Consider the following 19,338-nt stretch of genomic DNA (forward strand, 5'->3'; position numbering starts at 1 on the left):
GCCAAACCGAAGGTTGTTAACAAGGGCTTTACATTTACCTATGCTACTGCCCAAAGCTGTCACCAGGCTGTCATGAGCAAGGAAGGGGCCACAATAAATGCGCATTCTCGTGATCGAAGATACCACCGTGCTGGGCGAGGCCATTGCCGAGCGGCTGCAGAAGCTGGGCCACGGCACCGATCTGATTGGCAATGGCCGCCAGGCCGCCGACTGGCTGCGCCACCAACAGGTGGATTTGATCATTCTCGATCTCAACCTGCCGGGCCTGGACGGCGACGCCCTGCTGACGGAGCTGCGCCAGCGCAAGAACAGCACGCCGGTGCTGATCCTGACCGCCCGGGACGGCATCAACGATCGCATCAAGCTGCTGGATTCTGGCGCCGACGACTACCTGGCCAAGCCCTTTGACTTTGGCGAGCTGGAAGCCCGGGTGCGGGCCCTGCTGCGCCGCCGCCAGGGTTATGCCTCGGACGTGAGCGAGCACGGCAACCTGGTGTTCAACCGCACCGCCAAGACGGTCACCATTGCGGGCGAGCCCTGCGGTCTGGTGAACCGGGAGTTCCGCCTGCTGGAGATCTTTCTCTCAGGGCTGGAACGGGTCATGAGCAAGGAAGAGCTCACCGACCGGCTGTTCAATGCCGACGAAACCCCTTCTGCCAACGCCATTGAGCTCTATGTGGCCCGGCTGCGCAAGAAACTGGCGGGCAGTTCGGTGCGCATTCAGACCCTGCGCGGCCTGGGTTATGTCGCCCATGTGCAGACGGAAAACAGCCAGCCATGACCCCGACGGACGACGTGCACCACCCGGCCCTGCGCCGCCGGCTGCTGGTGCTGAGCGGCGTGGTGCTGACGGTACTGGCACTGCTGGCACTGGCGCTGATGCACAATTATGCCCGCCGCACCGCCGATCGCAGTTACGACATGATGCTGAACAGCGCCATACTGCAACTGGGCCAGTCGGTGCGCCACACCGGCCAGGGCTTTGCCGTGGATCTGCCGGTGGCGGCCTTTGCCACCCTGGCCCAGGCCCCGCAGGACAGGGTGTTTTACCGCATCAGCGTCAACGGCGAGGTACTGACCGGCTACCCGGACCTGCCCGCCCCGCCGCCCCGCGCCCCGGAGGAGCAAGCCCTGACGCAAGCCAGGCCGGATTTTTTCAACCTCACGTATCAGGATGAGGCCATTCGTGTGGCCCGGCTGGTGCGACTCAACACCGAGCGCCTGCCCCAGGACGAAATCGTGATCGAGCTGGCCCAGACCCGGCTGGCCCGGGACGCCATGGCCGAGGCCATGCTGCATCCGGCCCTGGAGCTGATGCTGGCGGTACTGGCGGTGGCCCTGGGTCTGCTGTGGCTGGGCATCTATTACGCCTTTAGTCCGTTTCGGCAGTTGGCCCGGGCCCTGTCCCGGCGCTCGCCCCGGGATCTGACCCCCCTGGCGCTGCCGGTGCCGAAAGAAACCCTGCCCCTGCTCGACACCATCAACGACTTCATCGCCCGCCAGCAAGCCCTGCTGGAACGGGTGGAGTCCTATACCTCGGTGGCCGCCCATCAGCTGCGCACGCCCCTGGCCACCCTGCGGGCCCTGTGCGAAAACGCGCGGGACGAGGGCGATAACGGCCGTCGGCAACGACTGCTGGCGCAACTGGTGGAGCAATGCGATCAGCTGTCTTTAACGGTGCGTCACCTGCTCAATCAGGCGCTGCTCGATCACCGCTTTCACAGCCGCGAGCCGGAGCCGGTGGCGCTCAACGCCCTGGTACGGCAGGTGTGCATGGAGCTGGCAGTCCAGGCCCTGCATCGGGGCGTGGAGCTGGCCTTTGTGCCGGCGCCGGCGGAGCGGCAACTGCGCGGCGACGCCTTTGCCCTGACCCAGATGCTCAACAACCTGATCGAAAACGCCGTGGCCCACAGTCCGGCCGACGGCCTGGTGGAGATCGCCGTGGGTGCCGACGGCTGCATTTACATTCGGGATTCGGGCCCGGGCATTGCCGACCAGGAGAAAGAAAGGGTGTTTGAACGTTTTTACCGAGGCACCGCCAGCCGCCATCACGGCAGCGGCCTGGGCATGGCCATCGCTCGGGACGTGGCCGAGCACCATCATGCCCGCATTCGCCTCACCGATAACCACCCTCACGGCCTGACGGTGGAAATTCGTTTTGGCACGGAGGCCTGGCTGTGAACTGGCTGATCCTACTGCTGTTATGCCTGCTGCCGACGGCGTGGGCGGAACAAAGCATACGGCTGCCTGCCACCGGGGTGGAGCAAACGCAACTGGTGCTCTATAGCGCCACCGACTACCAGCACATGGCGCCCCTGCTGCAGGCCTTTCAGCGTCGCCGGCCCGACGTGGCCATTGTCTTTGTGGACTTCAATTCCCAGCAGCTGTATCAGCGCTTTCTGGAAGAAGGCAGGGACTCACCGGCCGATCTGTTGCTGAGCTCGGCCATGGATCTGCAGCTTAAACTGGTCAACGACGGCCATGCTCGGCCCTGGCACTCCGACCGCACCGATGCCCTGCCCGCCGGCGTGCACTGGCGGCATGAGCTGTTCGCCCTGACCGTGGAGCCGGTGGTCATGGTATTCAACCGCGATCTGTTGGGCCCTCATGCCCTGCCCCGCAGCCGCCAGGAGCTGCTGGCCCTGCTGCGCCGGGATCCCGCGCGTTTTCAGGGGCGTATTCGCGCCTATGACATCACCCAGAGCGGCGTGGGCTATTTGCTGGCCACCCAGGACAGCCAGCAGGGGGAAAGCTACGGCCGGCTGCTGGAAGCCTTTGGCGGCCTGTCGGTACGCCTGAGTGAAAGCAGCAACCAAATGCTCACCGAGCTGGCCGAAGGCCGGGCCGTGCTGGGCTATAACCTGCTGGGCTCTTATGTGGCCGCCGCCGTCGACAACCATCCCCAACTGGCGGCGGTGGCTCCCCGGGACTACAGCCTGCTGTTGATGCGCCTGGCGCTGATTTCCCGCTATGCCCGGCAGCCACAACTGGCGGGCGAGCTGCTCGACTTTATGCTGTCCCCCGTCGGCCAGGCGGCGCTGGCCGACGGTGGCCTGCTGCCGCTGTTTACCCCCGAAGCCGGGCTGACCGTGCGCCCCGAGGGGCCGGTCACCCCCATTCCCCTCACCCCGGCACTGCTGCCGGCACTGGATCCCCTCGACAAGCAGGGTTTTATACGCACCTGGACCGGCTCCATGGCGCCCTGAGCCGCTGCACCACGCCGGGCGCCTGCCTTGTATTGGTGCAGCACATCTTTCGCGCAGAAACATAAACAATTGATAAGTAAACATTTATAAAAATGGCACGGCCCTTGCCTGATGAGATGAACCATCTTTTTATGTTTTGCAGGGCCACGATGACAGCTTTCACTGAGACCACCTGTCCCTATTGCGGCGTTGGCTGCGGCATACGGGTCGACCAGCAAGGCGCCGTACAGGGCGATAAACGTCATCCCGCCAACCGGGGTGCCCTCTGTGTGAAGGGCACGGCACTGACGGAAAGCCAGCGCCTGCCCAGTCGCCTGCTCTACCCCAGGATCAAGGGAAAGGAAGTGGACTGGCCGGCGGCGATCGAACACATCGCCCTGCGCCTGAACGACATTATCGAGCAACACGGCCCAGAGGCGGTGGCCTTTTACGGCTCGGGCCAGATGCTGACCGAAGACTACTATGTGGCCAACAAGCTGATGAAGGGCTTTATCGGCTCGGCCAATATCGACACCAACTCCCGGCTGTGCATGTCGTCCGCCGTCGCCGCCCACCAGTACGCCTTTGGCGAGGATGCGGTGCCCGCCTGCTACGACGACATCGACGAGGCCGAGCTGGTGGTGATCGCCGGCGCCAATACCGCATGGACCCATCCGGTCCTGTTTCGCCGGCTGGAAGCCGCCCGGGCCGCCAAGCCGCGCCAGCAATGGGTCGTGATCGACCCCAGGGCAACCGCCACCGCCCGTCAGGCGGATCTGCACCTGGCCATCACCCCGGGCTCGGATCTGGCGTTGTTCAACGGTCTGGCCCGCTATCTGCTAGACCAGGGGGCCATCGATCGGGATTTCGTCACTCGGCATGTGGCGGGCCTGGACGAACTGCGGCAGCAGCTGTCCGCGCCCGAGTTCGCCCCCGAGCAAGTAGCCGACACCACCGGCCTGAGCCTGGAACGGCTGCTGCATTTCTATCGCCTGTTCCAGGCCCACCCCCAAACCCTGACCCTGTTCTGCATGGGCATCAACCAGTCGCTCCAGGGCACCCACAACGCCGGCGCCATCATCAATTGCCACCTGCTCACCGGCCGTATCGGCAAGCCGGGCGCGGCGCCCTTTTCACTGACCGGCCAGCCCAACGCCATGGGCGGACGCGAGGTGGGGGGGCTGGCCAATCAGCTGGCGGCCCACATGGACTTTGCCCCCGCCAACCGGGACAGGGTAGCCCGCTTCTGGGGCACCGAGCGCCTGGCCCAGGGGCCCGGGCACAAGGCCATGGACATGATGGCGGCGCTGGAGCGGGGTGAAATCAAGGCGTTGTGGGTGATGGGCACCAATCCGGCGGTGTCGCTGCCCGACAGTGCCCGGGCCCGTCGTGCCCTGGCCCGTTGCGAGTTGCTGATCGTCTCCGACATCAGCCCCGCCACCGACACCGCCCGGCTGGCCGACGTGCTGCTGCCCGCCGCCGGCTGGGGCGAAAAGGACGGCACCGTCACCAACTCGACACGCATCATCTCCCGCCAGCGCCCCTTTCGCGCGGCTCCGGGGGCCGCCAAACCGGACTGGTGGGCCCTGTGCCAGGTGGCACGCGCCATGGGCTTTACCGGTGCCTTTGACTTTGACTCCCCCGCCGCCATTTTTCGTGAACACGCCGCCCTTTCCGGTTTTGAAAACCGGGGCGAGCGGCTGTTCAACCTGGGGGCGCTCGGCACCCTGAGCGATGCCGACTACGACGCCCTGCACCCGTTGAGCTGGCCCCTGGCGGGTCAGCACGGCGGCCCGGCCCGACTGTTTGCCGATGGCCGCTTTGCCACTGCCGATGGCCGGGCGCGGCTGCGGACGGCGGCTCCGCAGGCCGGCCCCGGCACCCGGGCGTTACTGCTCAATACCGGCCGGCTGCGGGATCAGTGGCACACCATGAGCCGCACCGGCCATGTGGCACGGCTGATGGCGGCGGCCACCGAGCCTCGGGCCCACCTGCACCCCGACACCCTGGCCCGCCTCGGACTGGGCCAGAATGATCTGCTGGCCCTCAGCAACGCGCGAGCCAGCATACTGGTGCGCCCGGTGGCCGACGATGACATGGCCCGCGAACAGGTGTTTGTGCCCATGCACTGGAGCGGAGAGTTCAGTGCCGGTGGCCGGGTCAACGATCTGACCGAAGCCCGGGGCTGTGCCCTGTCCGGCCAGCCCGCCTTCAAGCAAAGCCAGGTGCAGGCCAGCCCGGTCAGGCCCGGCTGGCAGGCCAGCTGGATTGCCAGCGAGGCCCCGGCCTCGCTGCCGGCCTGGTGGAGCCGGCGGCCGCTGAGCCGGGGCGAATGCTGGAGCCTGGCCGGACTCGAGGGCTCCGCCGAGGAGCTGCGCGCCGGGCTGACCGTCACCGACAGCTGGCTGGACTGGCCCCTGCCCCAGGGCCGGCTGCTGATTCGACTGACGGCAGGCAAGGTCAATGCCCTGCTGCTGCTGGGGTTGTCACCCTGGCACATCGATGCAGAGCCGCTGGCCGCGCTGCTGGATGCCCCCCTGCAACCCAGTTTGTTACTTACCCGGCTGGGTCTGGCCCTGGCCGGCAACAGCCGGCTGGTGTGCAGCTGCTGGAGCGTCAGCGAGGCACAAATCCAGCGCACCATAGAGCAGCACGACCTCACAACGCTGGCGCAACTGCAGCAACAGCTCAAATGCGGCACCCGCTGCGGCTCCTGTGTGCCGGAGCTGAAACAGATTCTGGTCGCGTGCCGGTCCCAAACGCGGGAGACCAGCACCTGATCCCCAGGTTCCATTAACTCCGGTCTGCCCGGGGCGTTTCCTCCACTCCTGCCCGTTTGGCGACTCCCATGCTTGCATGGGAGTTTTTTTTTGCGCCCGGCACCGAGTGGAAACCTCTGCATCATTGTGGTGAAACGCCTGCCCGCAAACAGGCGCCCCTTGTTGGCAAGAAAAACAAAAAACCAACAAAATCAAAATCTTAAAATTGGCACATATCTTGATACTTAACCTGTAATCACCGGTTTTTCCGGCCAAGGAACCAACCTCACAGGGAGTATCATCATGACGTTATGGCAAACCACAGCAACGGCCTGCACCCTCGCCCTGAGTCTGGCCGCCCCCCTCGCGGCCCAGGACGGGCCCGGACCGGCGGAAAAGGACGAGCTGACCCTGGGCTTTATCAAGCTCACCGACATGGCCCCCCTGGCCATCGCCTACGAGAAGGGCTTTTTTGAGGATGAAGGGCTCTATGTCACCCTGGAAGCCCAGGCCAACTGGAAGGTGCTGCTGGACAGGGTCATTTCCGGCGAACTGGATGGCGCCCACATGCTGGCCGGCCAGCCTATCGGAGCCTCCCTCGGCATCGGTACCCAGGCCGACATCATCACCGCCTTCAGCATGGATCTGAACGGCAATGCCATTACCGTGGCCAACCAGGTGTGGTCAACCATGAAACCGCACCTCGAACATGATGCCGCCGGCAAGCCGCTGCACCCCATTTCCGCCTCCGCGCTCAGGCCGGTACTGGAGCAATATCAGCAGGATGGCAAAAGCCTGAACCTGGGCATGGTGTTTCCGGTGTCTAGCCACAACTACGAACTGCGTTACTGGCTGGCCGCCGGTGGCATTCATCCCGGCTACTACGCCCCTCATCAGGGCGACAACAGTGGTCAGCGCCAGGCCGAGGTACTGCTCTCGGTCACCCCGCCGCCCCAGATGCCGGCCACCCTGGAAGCCGGCACCATCGCCGGCTACAGCGTGGGCGAACCCTGGAACCAACAGGCGGTGCTGAAGCAGATCGGGGTGCCGGTGATCACCAACCACGACATCTGGCCCCACAACCCGGAAAAGGTATTCGGCGTCAGCCAGGCCTGGGCCGATGCCAACCCCAACACCCACCTGCGGCTGATCAAGGCCCTGCTGCGTGCCGCCCACTGGCTGGATCAGGGGGACAACGCCAACCGACCGGAAGCGGTGGAGATACTGTCACAGCCCTACTATGTGGGCGCCGATAAAAAGGTGATCGCCGCCAGCATGACCGGCTCCTTTGAGTACGAGCGCGGCGATGTACGCCCGGCCCCCGACTTCAACGTGTTCTTTCGCCACAACGCCACCTACCCCTGGTACAGCGATGCCATCTGGTTCATGACCCAAATGCGCCGCTGGGGCCAGATTGCCGACGCCAAGAGCGATGACTGGTACCTGGAGCAGGCCAGACGCATCTATCGCCCCGACATCTACGTGCAGGCTGCTCGCGCACTGATCGCCGAGGGCAAGCTGAATGCCGCCGACTTTCCCGATCTGGACCAGCGGGACGGTTTTCGCCCGGCCACCAGCGCCTTTGTCGACGGCGCCACCTTTGACGGCCGCAAGCCCAACGCCTACATCGACCAGTTCGCCATCGGCCTGACCGGCGACACCCGGCTGTAAGCAACGAGGAGAGTAAAATGAGCATCAACGTAATTTCACTGACCCACTGGTCACGGCTGACCTCGCCTCGAAGCTGGTCAAAGGCCATGACCCCTCTGCTCGGCCTCACCGTGTTCCTGCTGCTGTGGCACCTGCTGGCGGGCCAGGTGCAGACCTCCCTCGGCACCCTGCCCGGCCCGGTGCAGACCGGCCAGCAGCTGATGAACCTGGTGCAGGAGCACCAGCGGGAACGGGATCGGGAGCAACAGTTCTATCAGCGCCAGCTCGATCGCAATCAGGCCCTGTTGGCGAAAAACCCCGAGGCCGAGGTGCGCATGCGCACCTTTAACGGCCGCCCCACCTTTTTCGACCAGATAATGACCAGCCTGAAAACGGTGGCCGCCGGCTTTCTGCTGGCCACCGCCATCGCCATTCCGGCGGGCATTGCCCTGGGCCTGAATAAGACCCTGCACCAGGCGATAAACCCGCTGGTACAGCTGCTCAAGCCGGTGTCGCCCCTGGCCTGGCTGCCGCTGGTGACCATAGTGGTGAGCGCGCTTTATGTGAGCCCGGATCCGCTGTTGTCCAAGTCGTTCCTGATCTCGCTGTTCACCGTCACCCTGTGCTGCCTGTGGCCCACCCTGATCAACACCGCGGTGGGCGTGGCCAACCTGGACCAGGATCTGAACAACGTCAGCAAAATGCTGCGCCTGGGCAACCTGACCCACGTACGCAAAATCGTGCTGCCGAGCGCCATTCCGATGATTTTCACCGGCCTGCGGCTGTCACTGGGGGTGGCCTGGATGGTGCTGATCGCCGCCGAAATGCTGGCCCAGAACCCGGGACTGGGCAAGTTCGTGTGGGATGAGTTCCAGAACGGCAGCAGCGACTCCATGGCGCGCATCATGGTGGCGGTCGTGGTCATCGGCCTTATCGGCTACCTGCTGGACCGCCTGATGCTGGGCCTGCAGCAACGCCTGTCCTGGGACAAAAACAGCAACCACCGCTAAGGAGCACAACCATGAGCAAACATTACCTGGAACTGAGCGGTATCGACATGCGCTTTCGCACCGACAAGGGCGAATTCGAGGCGCTGAAAAACGTCAACCTGCGCCTGAAAAAGGGCGAATTCGTGTCGCTCATCGGCCATTCCGGCTGCGGCAAGAGTACCGTGCTCAACCTGGTGGCCGGGCTGCATGAGCCCAGCAGCGGCGGCGTGATCCTGGATGGCCGGGAAGTGGACGGCCCCGGCCCGGAGCGGGCGGTGGTGTTTCAGAACCACGCCCTGCTGCCCTGGCTGACGGTGGAGCAAAACATCGCCCTGGCGGTGGACAACACCTTTCCCCACCAGGGCAAGGCGGAGCGCCAGGAGCGGGTGCGGCACTTTCTGGAGCTGGTGCACATGGGGCACGCCGCCCATAAGCTGCCCGGCGAAATTTCCGGGGGCATGAAGCAGCGGGTCGGCATCGCCCGGGCGCTGTCGGTGGATCCCAAGGTGCTGTTGATGGACGAGCCCTTTGGCGCCCTCGATGCCCTCACTCGAGCCCACCTGCAGGACTCGCTGATGGAGATTCAGGCCGAGCTCGGTAATACCGTCATCATGATCACCCACGACGTGGACGAGGCGGTGCTGCTGTCGGATCGCATCGTGATGATGACCAATGGCCCGTCCGCCACCATCGGCGAGATCCTGCCCATCAGCCTGGCCCGCCCGCGCAACCGGGTGGCGCTCAGCGACGACGGCCATTATCACCAGTTGCGCCGACGTGTGCTGAGCTTCCTTTATGAAGGTCACAACAAGGTCAGCCCCCTGGATAAAAAGGCCAGGGTGGCCTGAGTCCGGCATCGTTACAGGGGCCCTCGGGCCCCGGGAGGAAACCATGACATCCCCTATTCATGTCACCCTGGTGGGCGCCGGCCCCGGCGATCCCGAGTTGCTGACCCTCAAGGCCCTGCGCGCCATCGAGCGGGCCGATGTGGTGGTCTACGACAGCCTGGTCAGCCCCGACATACTGGCGCTGATCCCGACCGGCGTGAAACGCATTGAAATGGGCAAACGCTGCGGCCGCGCCAGTGCCCGCCAGGAAGACATCTGCACCCTGCTGGTGCGCCTGGCCCGGGCCGGCAACCGGGTGGTGCGGCTCAAGGGCGGCGATCCCTTTATCTTCGGACGTGGCGGCGAAGAGGCGCTCGTCCTGCGCCGGCACCACATTCCCTTTAGCGTGGTGCCCGGCATTACCGCCGCCCTGGGCTGCGCCGCCTCGGCCCTGGTGCCCCTGACCCACAGGGGAGTGGCCCGGGCCGTCACCCTGGTGACCGGGCATCTGCAGCAGGGCGGTGAATTTAAAGGCTGGTCCGCCCTGGCCCAGGCCGGACAGACCCTGGTGTTTTACATGGGGCTGGAGCAGGCCGCCGTCATTCAGCAGCAGCTGCTGGCCGCAGACTGCCCGGACTCGCTGCCGGTGGCACTGATTGAATCCGGCACCACCGCCGCCCAGCACATTACCACCACGGAGCTGGGCCGGCTTGCGGCCACCGCTGCCGGCCTCCCCCCGAGCGGCCCGGTATTGATGATCATGGGCGAGGTAGTTCGGCTTCGCGCCGGACTCACCACCACCCTGGAGGCCCTCGCCGTCGCCTGACAGTTTCAAATGACCATAAAACCTGCCTCACGCTGGGGATGCGGCTGCTCATTAAACGGGCAAGAAGACACAACCGAAAATAAAAATATCTATATATCAGATAGTTAAATATTGGCATAAATATTGATGCTCCCTGTGCAGGCGCAAGCCGCACAAGGAAGGGGCCATACCAAGGCCACCACCCCATCAACCCGCAAGCAAGTCCTGGGTGGCTTAAGGATAGCAATGATGAAACAGACACTGATTGTCATCGGTAACGGCATGGTAGGGCATCACCTGCTGCAACAGCTGGTCGAGCAGAATGCCGGGGAACAGTACCAGATCACGGTATTCGGCGCCGAGCCACACCCCGCCTACGACAGGGTGCACCTGTCCGAGGTCTTTGGCGGCAAGGAGCCCGCTGAACTGCTGATGGCCGGTCCCGAGTGGTATGGCGACAACGGCATCGAACTACGCCTGAACGAGGCGGTCACCGCCATCGACCGGCATGCCCGCACCCTGACCACTACCACCGGTGCCGTGCTGGCCTACGACCGCCTGGTGCTGGCCACCGGATCCACCCCCTTTGTGCCCCCCATTCCCGGCCGGGAGCGGGAGCGCTGCTTTGTTTACCGCACCCTGGAGGATCTGGCCGCCATTCGGGACGCCTGCCAGGGGGCCCGTACCGGCGTGGTGATCGGCGGCGGCCTGCTCGGCCTGGAAGCCGCCAATGCCCTGCGCCTGCTCGGCCTGGAAACCCATGTGGTGGAATTCGCCCCCCGGTTGATGCCGGTGCAGCTGGACGAACGGGGCGGCGAACTGCTCAAGGAGAAAATCGAGCGGCTGGGGCTAACGGTGCATACCAGCAAGGCCACCCAGTGCATTATCGACGGTGAAGGCGCCAGCCACCGGCTCAAGTTCGACGATGGCGAGCAACTGGAAGCCGATGTGCTGGTGTTCAGCGCCGGCATTCGGCCCCAGGACAGCCTGGGTCGCGAGGCCGGCCTGGTGCTGGGCGAACGGGGCGGCATTTGCATCAACGACGGCTGCCAAACCTCGGATGCGAATATCTATGCCATCGGTGAATGTGCCCTGTGGCAGGGCAAGCTGTTTGGCCTGGTGGCCCCGGGCTACCAGATGGCCCGCACCGTGGCCGCCGGGTTGTTGGGCGGTGATGCCCGTTTTCAGGGCGCCGACATGAGCACCAAGCTCAAGCTGTTGGGGGTGGACGTGGGCGCCATCGGTGATGCCCATGGCCAGACCCCGGGCAGCCAGGAGGTGCTGTTGCTGGACCGCAGCAAGGATCTGTATAAAAAGCTGGTACTGAACGAGGCCGGCGATCACCTGCTGGGGGCCGTGCTGGTGGGCGATAACGGTGACTACGACAGCCTGCTGCAGACCTACCTCAACGACCTGCCGCTGCCGGCCCATCCCCTGGCCCTGCTGGTGCCGGAAGACGCCGCCGGTGGCGCTCCCAAGGCGGCCCTGCCGGCCAGCGCCACCGTCTGCTCCTGCCACAATGTAAGCAAGGGCGCCATTATGGCGGCGGTGCAGGACGGCGCCTGCGACCTGGCGGCGGTCAAGGCCTGTACCAAGGCCGGCACCGGCTGCGGCGGCTGTGCCGGGCTGCTCACCCAGGTGGTGAACCAAACCCTGGAGGAGCAGGGCATCAGCGCCGACAAGGGGCTGTGCGAGCACTTTGGCTACAGCCGCCAGGAACTGTTCCACCTGATCAAGGTCGGCAACATCAGGCAGTTCGACGAGCTGCTGCACCGGCATGGCAGCGGCCTGGGCTGCGATATCTGCAAACCGGCGGCGGCCTCCATTTTTGCTTCCCTGTGGAACGAACACGTGCTGTCGCCCGAGCACCAGCCGCTGCAGGACACCAACGACACCTTTCTCGCCAATATGCAAAAGAACGGCACCTATTCGGTGGTGCCACGAGTACCGGGCGGCGAGATCACGCCGGATCAACTGATCGTGCTGGGCCGGGTGGCCAAACGCCACGACCTCTACACCAAGGTGACCGGCGGCCAGCGTATCGACCTGTTCGGCGCCCGCCTGGAACAACTGCCGCTGATCTGGCAGGAGCTTATCGACGCCGGCTTTGAAACCGGCCACGCCTATGGCAAGTCGCTGCGCACCGTCAAGTCCTGCGTCGGCTCCAGCTGGTGCCGCTATGGCGTGCAGGACTCCCTGGATCTGGCGGTGGCCCTGGAGCACAGATACAAGGGCCTGCGCTCGCCTCACAAGCTGAAATTCGCAGTGTCCGGCTGCACTCGGGAATGCGCCGAGGCCCAGAGCAAGGACGTGGGCGTGATCGCCACCGACAAGGGCTGGAACCTCTATTTCGCCGGCAACGGCGGCATGCGCCCACGCCACGCCGATCTGTTCGCCACCGATCTGGATACCGACACCCTGATCCGCTATATCGACCGGCTGCTGATGTTTTACGTGGCCACCGCCGACCGGCTGCAGCGCACCTCGGTATGGATGGAGAACCTGGAAGGCGGCCTGGACTACCTGCGCCAGGTCATTATCGACGACTCCCTGCGCCTCGCCGACGAGCTGGAGGGGCGCATGGCCCATGTGATCGCCAGCTATCGGTGTGAATGGAAAGCCACCCTGGAAGATCCGGAAAAACTCAAGCGGTTCAGAAGCTTCGTCAACACCGACGACACCGACCACAGCATTGTCTTTGAGCGCAGGCGCGGCCAGATCCGCCCGGCCGATTCCATTGATATCAAGGAGGTATCATGAGTCTTGTTCGTCTTTGCCACGTCGGCGACATTCCCGAGCACAGCGGCGTGGCCGCCCTGGTGGCGGGCCGGCAACTGGCCCTGTTCAACCTGCCCGGACTCGGCTTTTTCGCCCTCGACAACTGGGATCCCATCGGCCGTGCCCAGGTGCTGGCCCGGGGCATAGTGGGCGACCTCAAGGGCGAGCCCTGCGTGGCCTCGCCCCTGTACAAGCATCATTATTCGCTGAAAGACGGCCGCTGCCTGGAACAGGAGGGGGTCAGGGTGCGGGTATGGCCGCTGATCACCCAGCAGGATCAGCTGTGGCTGGAGGCAGCCAGCCTGAAGGAATAAACAGCGGGGCCGACAGGCCCCGTTTTTGTGCCAACGCCCCTCAGCGGGTGCGAATGGCCTCGATAATGGCGGTGGTGGAGCAGCCGTCCTCGAAGTTGAGCACTTTCACCTCGCCGCCGTTGGCGGTCACTTCCTCAAAGCCGGCGATGTCTTCCGGCTTGTAGTCGCCGCCCTTGACCAGAATGTCCGGCAGCACCCCGGCGATCAGCCGCTGGGGGGTGTCTTCGGCAAAGGGCACCACCCAGTCCACCGCCCCCAGCGCCGCCAGCACCGCCATGCGGCGATCCACGGTATTCACCGGCCGGCCTTCGCCTTTCAGCGCCCGCACCGACTCATCGGTGTTCACCGCCACGATCAGCCGGTCACCCAGCTTGCGGGCATTGTTGAGGTAAGACACATGGCCGGCGTGCAGAATGTCGAAACAGCCGTTGGTCATCACGATTTTCTCGCCCCGGCGACGGGCCGCTTCCACCACGAACTTCAATTGTTGCTCGCTCACCACGCCCATGCCCGACTCGGGACCACCGTAGAGCTCATTGGCCAGCTCGATGGCGGAGACGGTGGAGGTACCCAGCTTGCCGACGACGATGCCGGCGGCCACGTTGGCCAGGGCGCAGGCTTCTTCCATTACCAGGCCGGCGGCCAGACTGGTGGCCAGGGTGGCGATGACGGTATCGCCGGCGCCGGTGACGTCATACACCTCGTGAGCCCGGGCCGGCAGGTGCAGCTCGTCTTCGTCCTTACGGATCAGGGTCATGCCGTGCTCGGAACGGGTCACCAGCAACGCCTGCAGTTCAAAGCGTGCGATCAGCTCCCGGCCCCGGGCCACCAGCTCCTGCTCGTCTTTCACCTTGCCCACCACGGCCTCAAATTCGCTCATGTTGGGGGTCAGCAGGGTGGCGCCGCGGTATTTCTCGAATTCGGTGCCTTTTGGATCGACCAGTACCGGCACCCCGGCCCGATTGGCGGCCCGAATCAGTTCCTGCACTCGGGCCAGGGCGCCCTTGGCATAGTCGGACAGCACCACTACCCCGGCTTCACCCAAAGCGGCATCATGCTTATCACTCAGGGGCGCGGCATCTTCGGCGTTAAAACCGTCCTCAAAGTCGAGCCGCAGCAATTGCTGGTTGCGACTCATGACCCTGAGTTTGGTGATGGTGGGGTGGGTAGCGTGGCGCACGAAATCGCAATCCACGCCGACCGCCTGCATGCGTTCCTGCAGGGCATTGGCGGCCTCGTCGTTGCCGGTCAGGCCCAGCAGGCGGGCGCCGGCGCCCAGGGCGGCCACGTTCAGCGCCACGTTGGCGGCCCCGCCCGGACGTTCCTCATTGTGTTCAACCTTGACCACAGGCACCGGGGCCTCGGGGGAGATGCGTCCGGTTGGGCCCGACCAGTAACGGTCCAGCATCACATCCCCGACCACCAGCACCCTGGCGCCATCAAATTCCGGCAGCTTGATCTTCATAGGTTCCGACTCTTTGACACATGGAAAGGCAGAATAATATCACAGCCTGAACGGCTTGAGTGCGCACGGGTGGTCATTGCCGCCGGAGTTATTTAGAATCCGGCCATTCACCTTAACTGGCGTCGTTCCATGCAAGACCACCGGCTTCCCCCTTTTCGCGCAGCCCTGCTGCACCCGCGCTTCTGGCCCGCCTGGCTGGGGCTGAGTGTGCTCTGGCTGCTGGTGACCCTGCTGCCCTGGCGCGCCCAGATGGCACTGGGTCGGGGGCTGGGGCGACTGTCGATGACGGTGCTCAAGTCCCGGGTGAAGGTGGCGCGGCGCAACCTGGAGCTGGCCTTGCCGGAACGTGAAAAAGCCGAGCGCGAGCGGTTGCTCAAGGCCAATTTTGAAAACGTGGGCTGCGCCATTTTTGAAACCGGCATGGCCTGGTTCTGGCCCCACTGGCGCATGCGTGCCCTGACCACCATGGACGGCACCGAGCACGTGGATGCCGCGGTGGAAAAAGGCAAAGGCATGCTGTTGCTGTCGGCGCACTTTCTCACCCTGGAACTCAACGCCCGCCAGTTTGGCCTGTACCGCCCCGGCGTGGGCGTGTATCGCCCCAACACCCATGCAGTGCTGGAATACGCCCAGGTACACGGCCGCTGCCGGTCCAACAAGTATCTGGTAGACCGGCTCGACATCAAGGGCATGCTCAAGGCGCTGCGCGCCGGCGATGCGCTCTGGTATGCGCCGGACCACGACTATGGCCGCCATGCCAGCGTATTTGTGCCCTTTTTCGCGGTAGACAAGGCCGCCACCATCACCGGCACCGCCACCCTGGCGCGGGTGAAAAACACCGTTACCCTGCCCTGCTTTACCCTGCGAGAGAAACACGGTTACCGACTGGTGATTCAGGCGCCGCTGGAGAGCTTCCCGGTGGGCGACGACGAGACCGACGCCATTACCGGCAACCGAGTGATTGAAGCCGCCATTCGCCGCGCCCCCGAGCAGTACATGTGGCTGCACCGCCGGTTCAAGACGCGGCCCGAAAGAGGCATGCCGTCGCGGTATTGATGCCACAAGGCGTTATCTGTGAGGGGTGGAGCACTGCAGGCGGTGTTTTCCCTCCCCCTTCACACCTCACTGCCTTTCAGCCATTTATTCCAGCTTGCCACCACCCACTCCCGCTCCTGGGTGAGCTCGGTATCGGCAACTCGACCGGGTTGATCCGACAGGCTGAGGCGATGGCCCCGGTCGCGAATGGCGCAGTAGGCCCGGCGCAGGCGCAGGGACTCGTCTTCGTCAAGCAGCCCCACCTCCACCGCGGTTTCCAGAATGCGCATATTGTCGGACCAGCGAGTAAGCCCGGCATGCTGCTCACTGTAGGCCAGGACCAGATACTGGGTCAGAAACTCGATGTCGGCCAGGCCACCCACCGATTGCTTGAGGTGAAACTCTCCCGGGCCGGCCTTGATCAGGTGGGCGCGCATTTTTTCTCGCATGGCCACCACCTCGCCGGCCAGCTCGGCATGATGGCGGGGTTTGGCCAGCATGCCGGCGCGAATGCGCGCGAACTCTTCGGCCAGGGCTGGCTCGCCCACTATCATGCGACTGCGCACCAGGGCCTGGTGTTCCCAGGTCCAGGCATCCTTCTCGAGGTAATGGCCGTAGGCGTCGAGGGGGGTCACCATCAGCCCGGCGTTGCCGCTGGGGCGCAGGCGCATGTCCAGCTCATAGAGCACACCACTGGCGGTGCGGGTGCTGAACAGGTGAATAATGCGCTGGGCCAGCCGCAGGTAGAACTGACGGCTGTCCAGGGGCTTGTCGCCGTTGGTCTGGCCGCCCATGCCGCTTTGATGCACAAACACCAGATCCAGATCCGAACTGTAGGCCAGCTCGATGCCACCCAGCTTGCCGTAGGCCACCACGCCAAAGCCCTTGTCACCACTGTCGGCTAGCTGGGCCGGCACGCCGTGACGGGCGCTGATCTGAGTCCAGGCCTGATTAACCACCTCTTCCACGATGGCTTCCGCCAGCCAAGTGAGGTGATCGCTCACTTTCATCAATGGCAGTGCACCGGCGATGTCGGCGGCGGCAATGCGCAGCAACTGAATCTGCTTGAACTGACGCAGGGCCTCCATCTGCTGCTCAACGTCCTCTTCCGGCACCCGCAACAGGAACTGGCGCAGCTCGTCCTTGTAAGCGTCCAGTGGAATGGGGTTATACAACACCTGAGGCACCAGCAGCTCGTCCAGCAGAATGGGAAAGCGCGCCAGCTGCTCGGCCACCAGTGAACTGGCCTCGCACAGTCGTATCAGCTGGGTCAGGGCCCCGGCGTTTTCCACCAGCAGCTGCAGGTAGGCGGTACGGGTGGCAATTTGCAGCAGCAGCTTCTGCAATCGGGCAAACAAAATGCCGGGGGTATCGGACTGGCTGACCCGCTCCAGCAGCACCGGCATCAGTTTTTCCAGCGCCTGCCGCCCCTGAGGGCCCATGGCCCGGCGCGGGCATTCGTCCTTGAAGGCATTCAGGGCGCCGGCCAGCCGTGCCGCCTTGTCGCCGGCCATGCCCTGCTCTGCCAGCAAGGCCGCCAGCTCACCCTCTTCTTCCCAATCGGTCTGCCAGATATCCGACCAGATCTGGGCCACACTCTCGTCTTCCGCCTCGGTGCTGTCGCCGATAAGCAGCTCAAACTGGCGGTGTACGCCGCTCATGGCGGCCTGCAGGGTAACCAGAAAGGCGTTCCAGTCGTCATGGCCGGTAAGCCAGGCCAGCCGGGTCTGGTTGAGCTCGTCCTGGGGCAACGTCTGGGTCTGCTGATCTGCAAAGGCTTGCAGGTAGTTCTCCACCTTGCGCAAAAAACGGTAACTGGCGTGCAGCTGCTCGGTCACCTCCGGTTCAAGCGCTCCCGACTCGCAGGCCGCCGCCAGCGCCTCGGGCAGATGGCGCACCTGCAGCGCCGGCTCCCGGCCGCCACGGATCAGCTGAAACACCTGGGCGATAAACTCCACCTCACGAATGCCGCCGGCACCCAGCTTGATGTTGTCTCTCAGGCCCTTGCGGCGCACCTCGGCGGCGATCATGGCCTTCATCTGACGCAGGGAGTCGATCACCCCGAAGTCGATATAGCGGCGAAACACAAAGGGCTTGAGCATGGCGCGCAACTCGGCGGTGTATTCGCCCTCGTCGTTGAGAATGCGCGCCTTGACCATGGCGTAGCGCTCCCAGGTGCGGCCATGATGCTGGTAATAGTCTTCCATGGCGGTAAAGCTCACCGCCAGCGGCCCCGACTCGCCAAAGGGCCGCAGGCGCATGTCCACCCGGTATACCTGGCCGTCTATGGTGGTCTGGTTAAGGGCATTGACCAGCTTCTGCCCCAGGCGAATAAAAAACTGCTGGTTGGCCAGCTCCCGCCGTCCGCCCCTGGTCACACCGTTGTGGGGAAAGGTGAAGATCAGATCGATATCGGAAGAAAAGTTGAGCTCGCCGCCGCCCAGCTTGCCCATCCCAAGAATCAGCAGGGGCACCGCATTGCCCTCGGCGTCGGTGGGCGTGCCCAGCTCGGCGCACTGGCGCCGGTACAGCCAGCGGTAACTTTCCACAATCAGGGCATCGGCCAGGGCCGAAATATGCACAAAACTTTCTTCCACCTCGGCCCCCAGCAGCATCTCCCGCCAGGCGATCAACAACAGCTCCCGCCGCCGAAACTGGCGCAGCAGCCGCATCATGGTAGCCTCGTCACTCACCTCTCCCAGCATGGCAGCCAGCTCGGGCCGATAGCGACCGGCCCGGTCGCCGTTGAACAGATCCCGCTCATCCTCCAGCTCCAGCGCCAGCTCGGGCTGACGGCACAGGCTGTCGGCGGCGAAGTCACTGCAGGCAAACAGCCGTTTCAGCCGCTCGATGCGCTCGGCATCGAGCCGGGGCAAAACCTCGGCAGCGCGCTCTTCAAAATGGGACCAGTGCTTGTCGGCCTGAGCGGCGAGCAGGGCGGGCAATGCAGACATGGGCAATTCCTTCTGTATCGGCGATAGGGCTCAGACTACCACCCTTGCCGGCACGGCACAGCGGGCCGAGCGCAAATTATCACGCACCACGCCGCACTTGCGAAGGCAAGGCCGGCTGAATTAGTCTTTAGCCGACTTATTATGTCAGGATACTTCATGGAACTATCAGTTATCGGCCGTCACCTGGAGCAGCTGGGTGAGGCTTCGACCACCGGTTTTGCCTTTCAGTGCTACCCCATTCCCGGCGAAGTGGAAGTACTGCGGGTCACGGTGGAAGGGCGGGAAGAGCTGCCCCTGTTTATTTCCGTGTCTGACGATCAGATTTTGTGCATAAGCTACCTGTGGGACGAGAGTCAGGTCAATCCGGCACGGCGCCAGGCCATGCTGGAAGCCATGCTCGACATGAACATTCCCATGCCGCTGTCGGCCTTTGCCCGGCTCGACGACTGGTATGTGGTGTTTGGCGCCCTGTCGCTCAACTCGGCCCTGACCGACATCGAACACGAGCTGGCGGTGCTGAGCGACAACTGTCTGGAAGTGATCGAAGACATGGCGGAATTTTTGTTGTGAGGGCGCC

At 64.2% G+C, this 19,338-nt stretch carries 14 protein-coding genes; 12 read left to right on the top strand and 2 right to left on the bottom strand.

Features of this window, described 5'->3' with window-relative positions; genetic code table 11:
- The first annotated feature begins 97 nt into the window (after nt 1-97).
- The 10 genes from B6S08_RS09180 (at nt 98) to nirD (ending at nt 13,307) form a co-directional block, all read left to right on the top strand.
- The gene (locus B6S08_RS09180; RefSeq protein WP_094200408.1) at nt 98-781 is read left to right on the top strand and encodes a response regulator transcription factor; all 684 of its coding nucleotides are present in this window, start codon (nt 98-100) and stop codon (nt 779-781) included.
- Nucleotides 778-2,181: a sensor histidine kinase gene (locus B6S08_RS09185; protein WP_094200409.1), complete on the top strand. Its 1,404-nt coding sequence runs from the start codon at nt 778-780 to the stop codon at nt 2,179-2,181. The genes B6S08_RS09180 and B6S08_RS09185 overlap by 4 nt, the downstream gene beginning before the upstream one ends.
- Complete coding sequence (locus B6S08_RS09190; RefSeq protein WP_094200410.1) at nt 2,178-3,206, top strand: ABC transporter substrate-binding protein; 1,029 nt, start codon at nt 2,178-2,180, stop codon at nt 3,204-3,206. The genes B6S08_RS09185 and B6S08_RS09190 overlap by 4 nt, the downstream gene beginning before the upstream one ends.
- Nucleotides 3,207-3,355: 149 nt before the next feature.
- Nucleotides 3,356-5,965 carry a nitrate reductase gene (locus B6S08_RS09195; protein WP_094200411.1) on the top strand — a complete coding sequence of 870 codons (2,610 nt, stop codon included), beginning with the start codon at nt 3,356-3,358 and terminating at the stop codon, nt 5,963-5,965.
- A gap of 282 nt (nt 5,966-6,247) precedes the next feature.
- Nucleotides 6,248-7,615, top strand: a complete 1,368-nt coding sequence (locus tag B6S08_RS09200) for a CmpA/NrtA family ABC transporter substrate-binding protein (RefSeq protein ID WP_094200412.1) — start codon at nt 6,248-6,250, stop codon at nt 7,613-7,615.
- A 17-nt stretch (nt 7,616-7,632) separates the two neighbouring features.
- Nucleotides 7,633-8,604, top strand: coding sequence for an ABC transporter permease (locus B6S08_RS09205; RefSeq protein WP_094200413.1), 972 nt, complete (start codon nt 7,633-7,635; stop codon nt 8,602-8,604).
- A gap of 11 nt (nt 8,605-8,615) precedes the next feature.
- The gene (locus tag B6S08_RS09210; RefSeq protein WP_094200414.1) at nt 8,616-9,431 is read left to right on the top strand and encodes an ABC transporter ATP-binding protein; all 816 of its coding nucleotides are present in this window, start codon (nt 8,616-8,618) and stop codon (nt 9,429-9,431) included.
- Nucleotides 9,432-9,474: 43 nt separating this feature from the next.
- Entirely contained in the window at nt 9,475-10,236 is a 762-nt protein-coding gene (gene cobA, locus B6S08_RS09215) for a uroporphyrinogen-III C-methyltransferase (RefSeq protein ID WP_094200415.1), read from the top strand.
- Between the two features lie 225 nt (nt 10,237-10,461).
- The gene (nirB, locus tag B6S08_RS09220; protein ID WP_094200416.1) at nt 10,462-12,975 is read left to right on the top strand and encodes a nitrite reductase large subunit NirB; all 2,514 of its coding nucleotides are present in this window, start codon (nt 10,462-10,464) and stop codon (nt 12,973-12,975) included.
- Nucleotides 12,972-13,307: a nitrite reductase small subunit NirD gene (nirD, locus tag B6S08_RS09225; RefSeq protein ID WP_094200417.1), complete on the top strand. Its 336-nt coding sequence runs from the start codon at nt 12,972-12,974 to the stop codon at nt 13,305-13,307. The genes nirB and nirD overlap by 4 nt, the downstream gene beginning before the upstream one ends.
- Nucleotides 13,308-13,347: 40 nt before the next feature.
- On the opposite strand, the gene hldE is transcribed toward nirD, so the two are convergent.
- Nucleotides 13,348-14,772, bottom strand: a complete 1,425-nt coding sequence (gene hldE / locus B6S08_RS09230) for a bifunctional D-glycero-beta-D-manno-heptose-7-phosphate kinase/D-glycero-beta-D-manno-heptose 1-phosphate adenylyltransferase HldE (RefSeq protein ID WP_094200418.1) — start codon at nt 14,770-14,772, stop codon at nt 13,348-13,350.
- Between the two features lie 129 nt (nt 14,773-14,901).
- Here hldE and lpxL point away from each other — a divergent pair, with 129 nt between their 5' ends.
- Nucleotides 14,902-15,828: an LpxL/LpxP family Kdo(2)-lipid IV(A) lauroyl/palmitoleoyl acyltransferase gene (gene lpxL / locus B6S08_RS09235; protein ID WP_094200419.1), complete on the top strand. Its 927-nt coding sequence runs from the start codon at nt 14,902-14,904 to the stop codon at nt 15,826-15,828.
- Nucleotides 15,829-15,887: 59 nt separating this feature from the next.
- Here the strand turns inward: lpxL and glnE are convergent, their stop codons facing one another.
- Nucleotides 15,888-18,761: a bifunctional [glutamate--ammonia ligase]-adenylyl-L-tyrosine phosphorylase/[glutamate--ammonia-ligase] adenylyltransferase gene (gene glnE, locus B6S08_RS09240; RefSeq protein WP_094200420.1), complete on the bottom strand. Its 2,874-nt coding sequence runs from the start codon at nt 18,759-18,761 to the stop codon at nt 15,888-15,890.
- 156 nt (nt 18,762-18,917) lie between these two features.
- Between glnE and B6S08_RS09245 the strand changes: the two genes are divergently transcribed.
- Nucleotides 18,918-19,331, top strand: a complete 414-nt coding sequence (locus B6S08_RS09245) for a YjfI family protein (protein ID WP_094200421.1) — start codon at nt 18,918-18,920, stop codon at nt 19,329-19,331.
- Nucleotides 19,332-19,338 lie beyond the last annotated feature (7 nt).

The sequence above is a fragment of the Oceanimonas doudoroffii genome (assembly GCF_002242685.1).
Lineage (GTDB): Bacteria > Pseudomonadota > Gammaproteobacteria > Enterobacterales > Aeromonadaceae > Oceanimonas > Oceanimonas doudoroffii.

Excerpts from the sequence above, each read along its gene's own strand:
- cobA (WP_094200415.1), top strand. The coding sequence starts at position 9,475 with ATGACATCCCCTATTCATGTCACCCTGGTGGGCGCCGGCCCCGGCGAT.
- glnE (WP_094200420.1), bottom strand. The coding sequence starts at position 18,761 with ATGTCTGCATTGCCCGCCCTGCTCGCCGCTCAGGCCGACAAGCACTGG.
- nirB (WP_094200416.1), top strand. The coding sequence starts at position 10,462 with ATGATGAAACAGACACTGATTGTCATCGGTAACGGCATGGTAGGGCAT.
- B6S08_RS09180 (WP_094200408.1), top strand. The coding sequence starts at position 98 with ATGCGCATTCTCGTGATCGAAGATACCACCGTGCTGGGCGAGGCCATT.
- lpxL (WP_094200419.1), top strand. The coding sequence starts at position 14,902 with ATGCAAGACCACCGGCTTCCCCCTTTTCGCGCAGCCCTGCTGCACCCG.
- B6S08_RS09200 (WP_094200412.1), top strand. The coding sequence starts at position 6,248 with ATGACGTTATGGCAAACCACAGCAACGGCCTGCACCCTCGCCCTGAGT.
- hldE (WP_094200418.1), bottom strand. The coding sequence starts at position 14,772 with ATGAAGATCAAGCTGCCGGAATTTGATGGCGCCAGGGTGCTGGTGGTC.
- B6S08_RS09210 (WP_094200414.1), top strand. The coding sequence starts at position 8,616 with ATGAGCAAACATTACCTGGAACTGAGCGGTATCGACATGCGCTTTCGC.
- B6S08_RS09205 (WP_094200413.1), top strand. The coding sequence starts at position 7,633 with ATGAGCATCAACGTAATTTCACTGACCCACTGGTCACGGCTGACCTCG.
- B6S08_RS09185 (WP_094200409.1), top strand. The coding sequence starts at position 778 with ATGACCCCGACGGACGACGTGCACCACCCGGCCCTGCGCCGCCGGCTG.
- B6S08_RS09195 (WP_094200411.1), top strand. The coding sequence starts at position 3,356 with ATGACAGCTTTCACTGAGACCACCTGTCCCTATTGCGGCGTTGGCTGC.
- B6S08_RS09245 (WP_094200421.1), top strand. The coding sequence starts at position 18,918 with ATGGAACTATCAGTTATCGGCCGTCACCTGGAGCAGCTGGGTGAGGCT.
- nirD (WP_094200417.1), top strand. The coding sequence starts at position 12,972 with ATGAGTCTTGTTCGTCTTTGCCACGTCGGCGACATTCCCGAGCACAGC.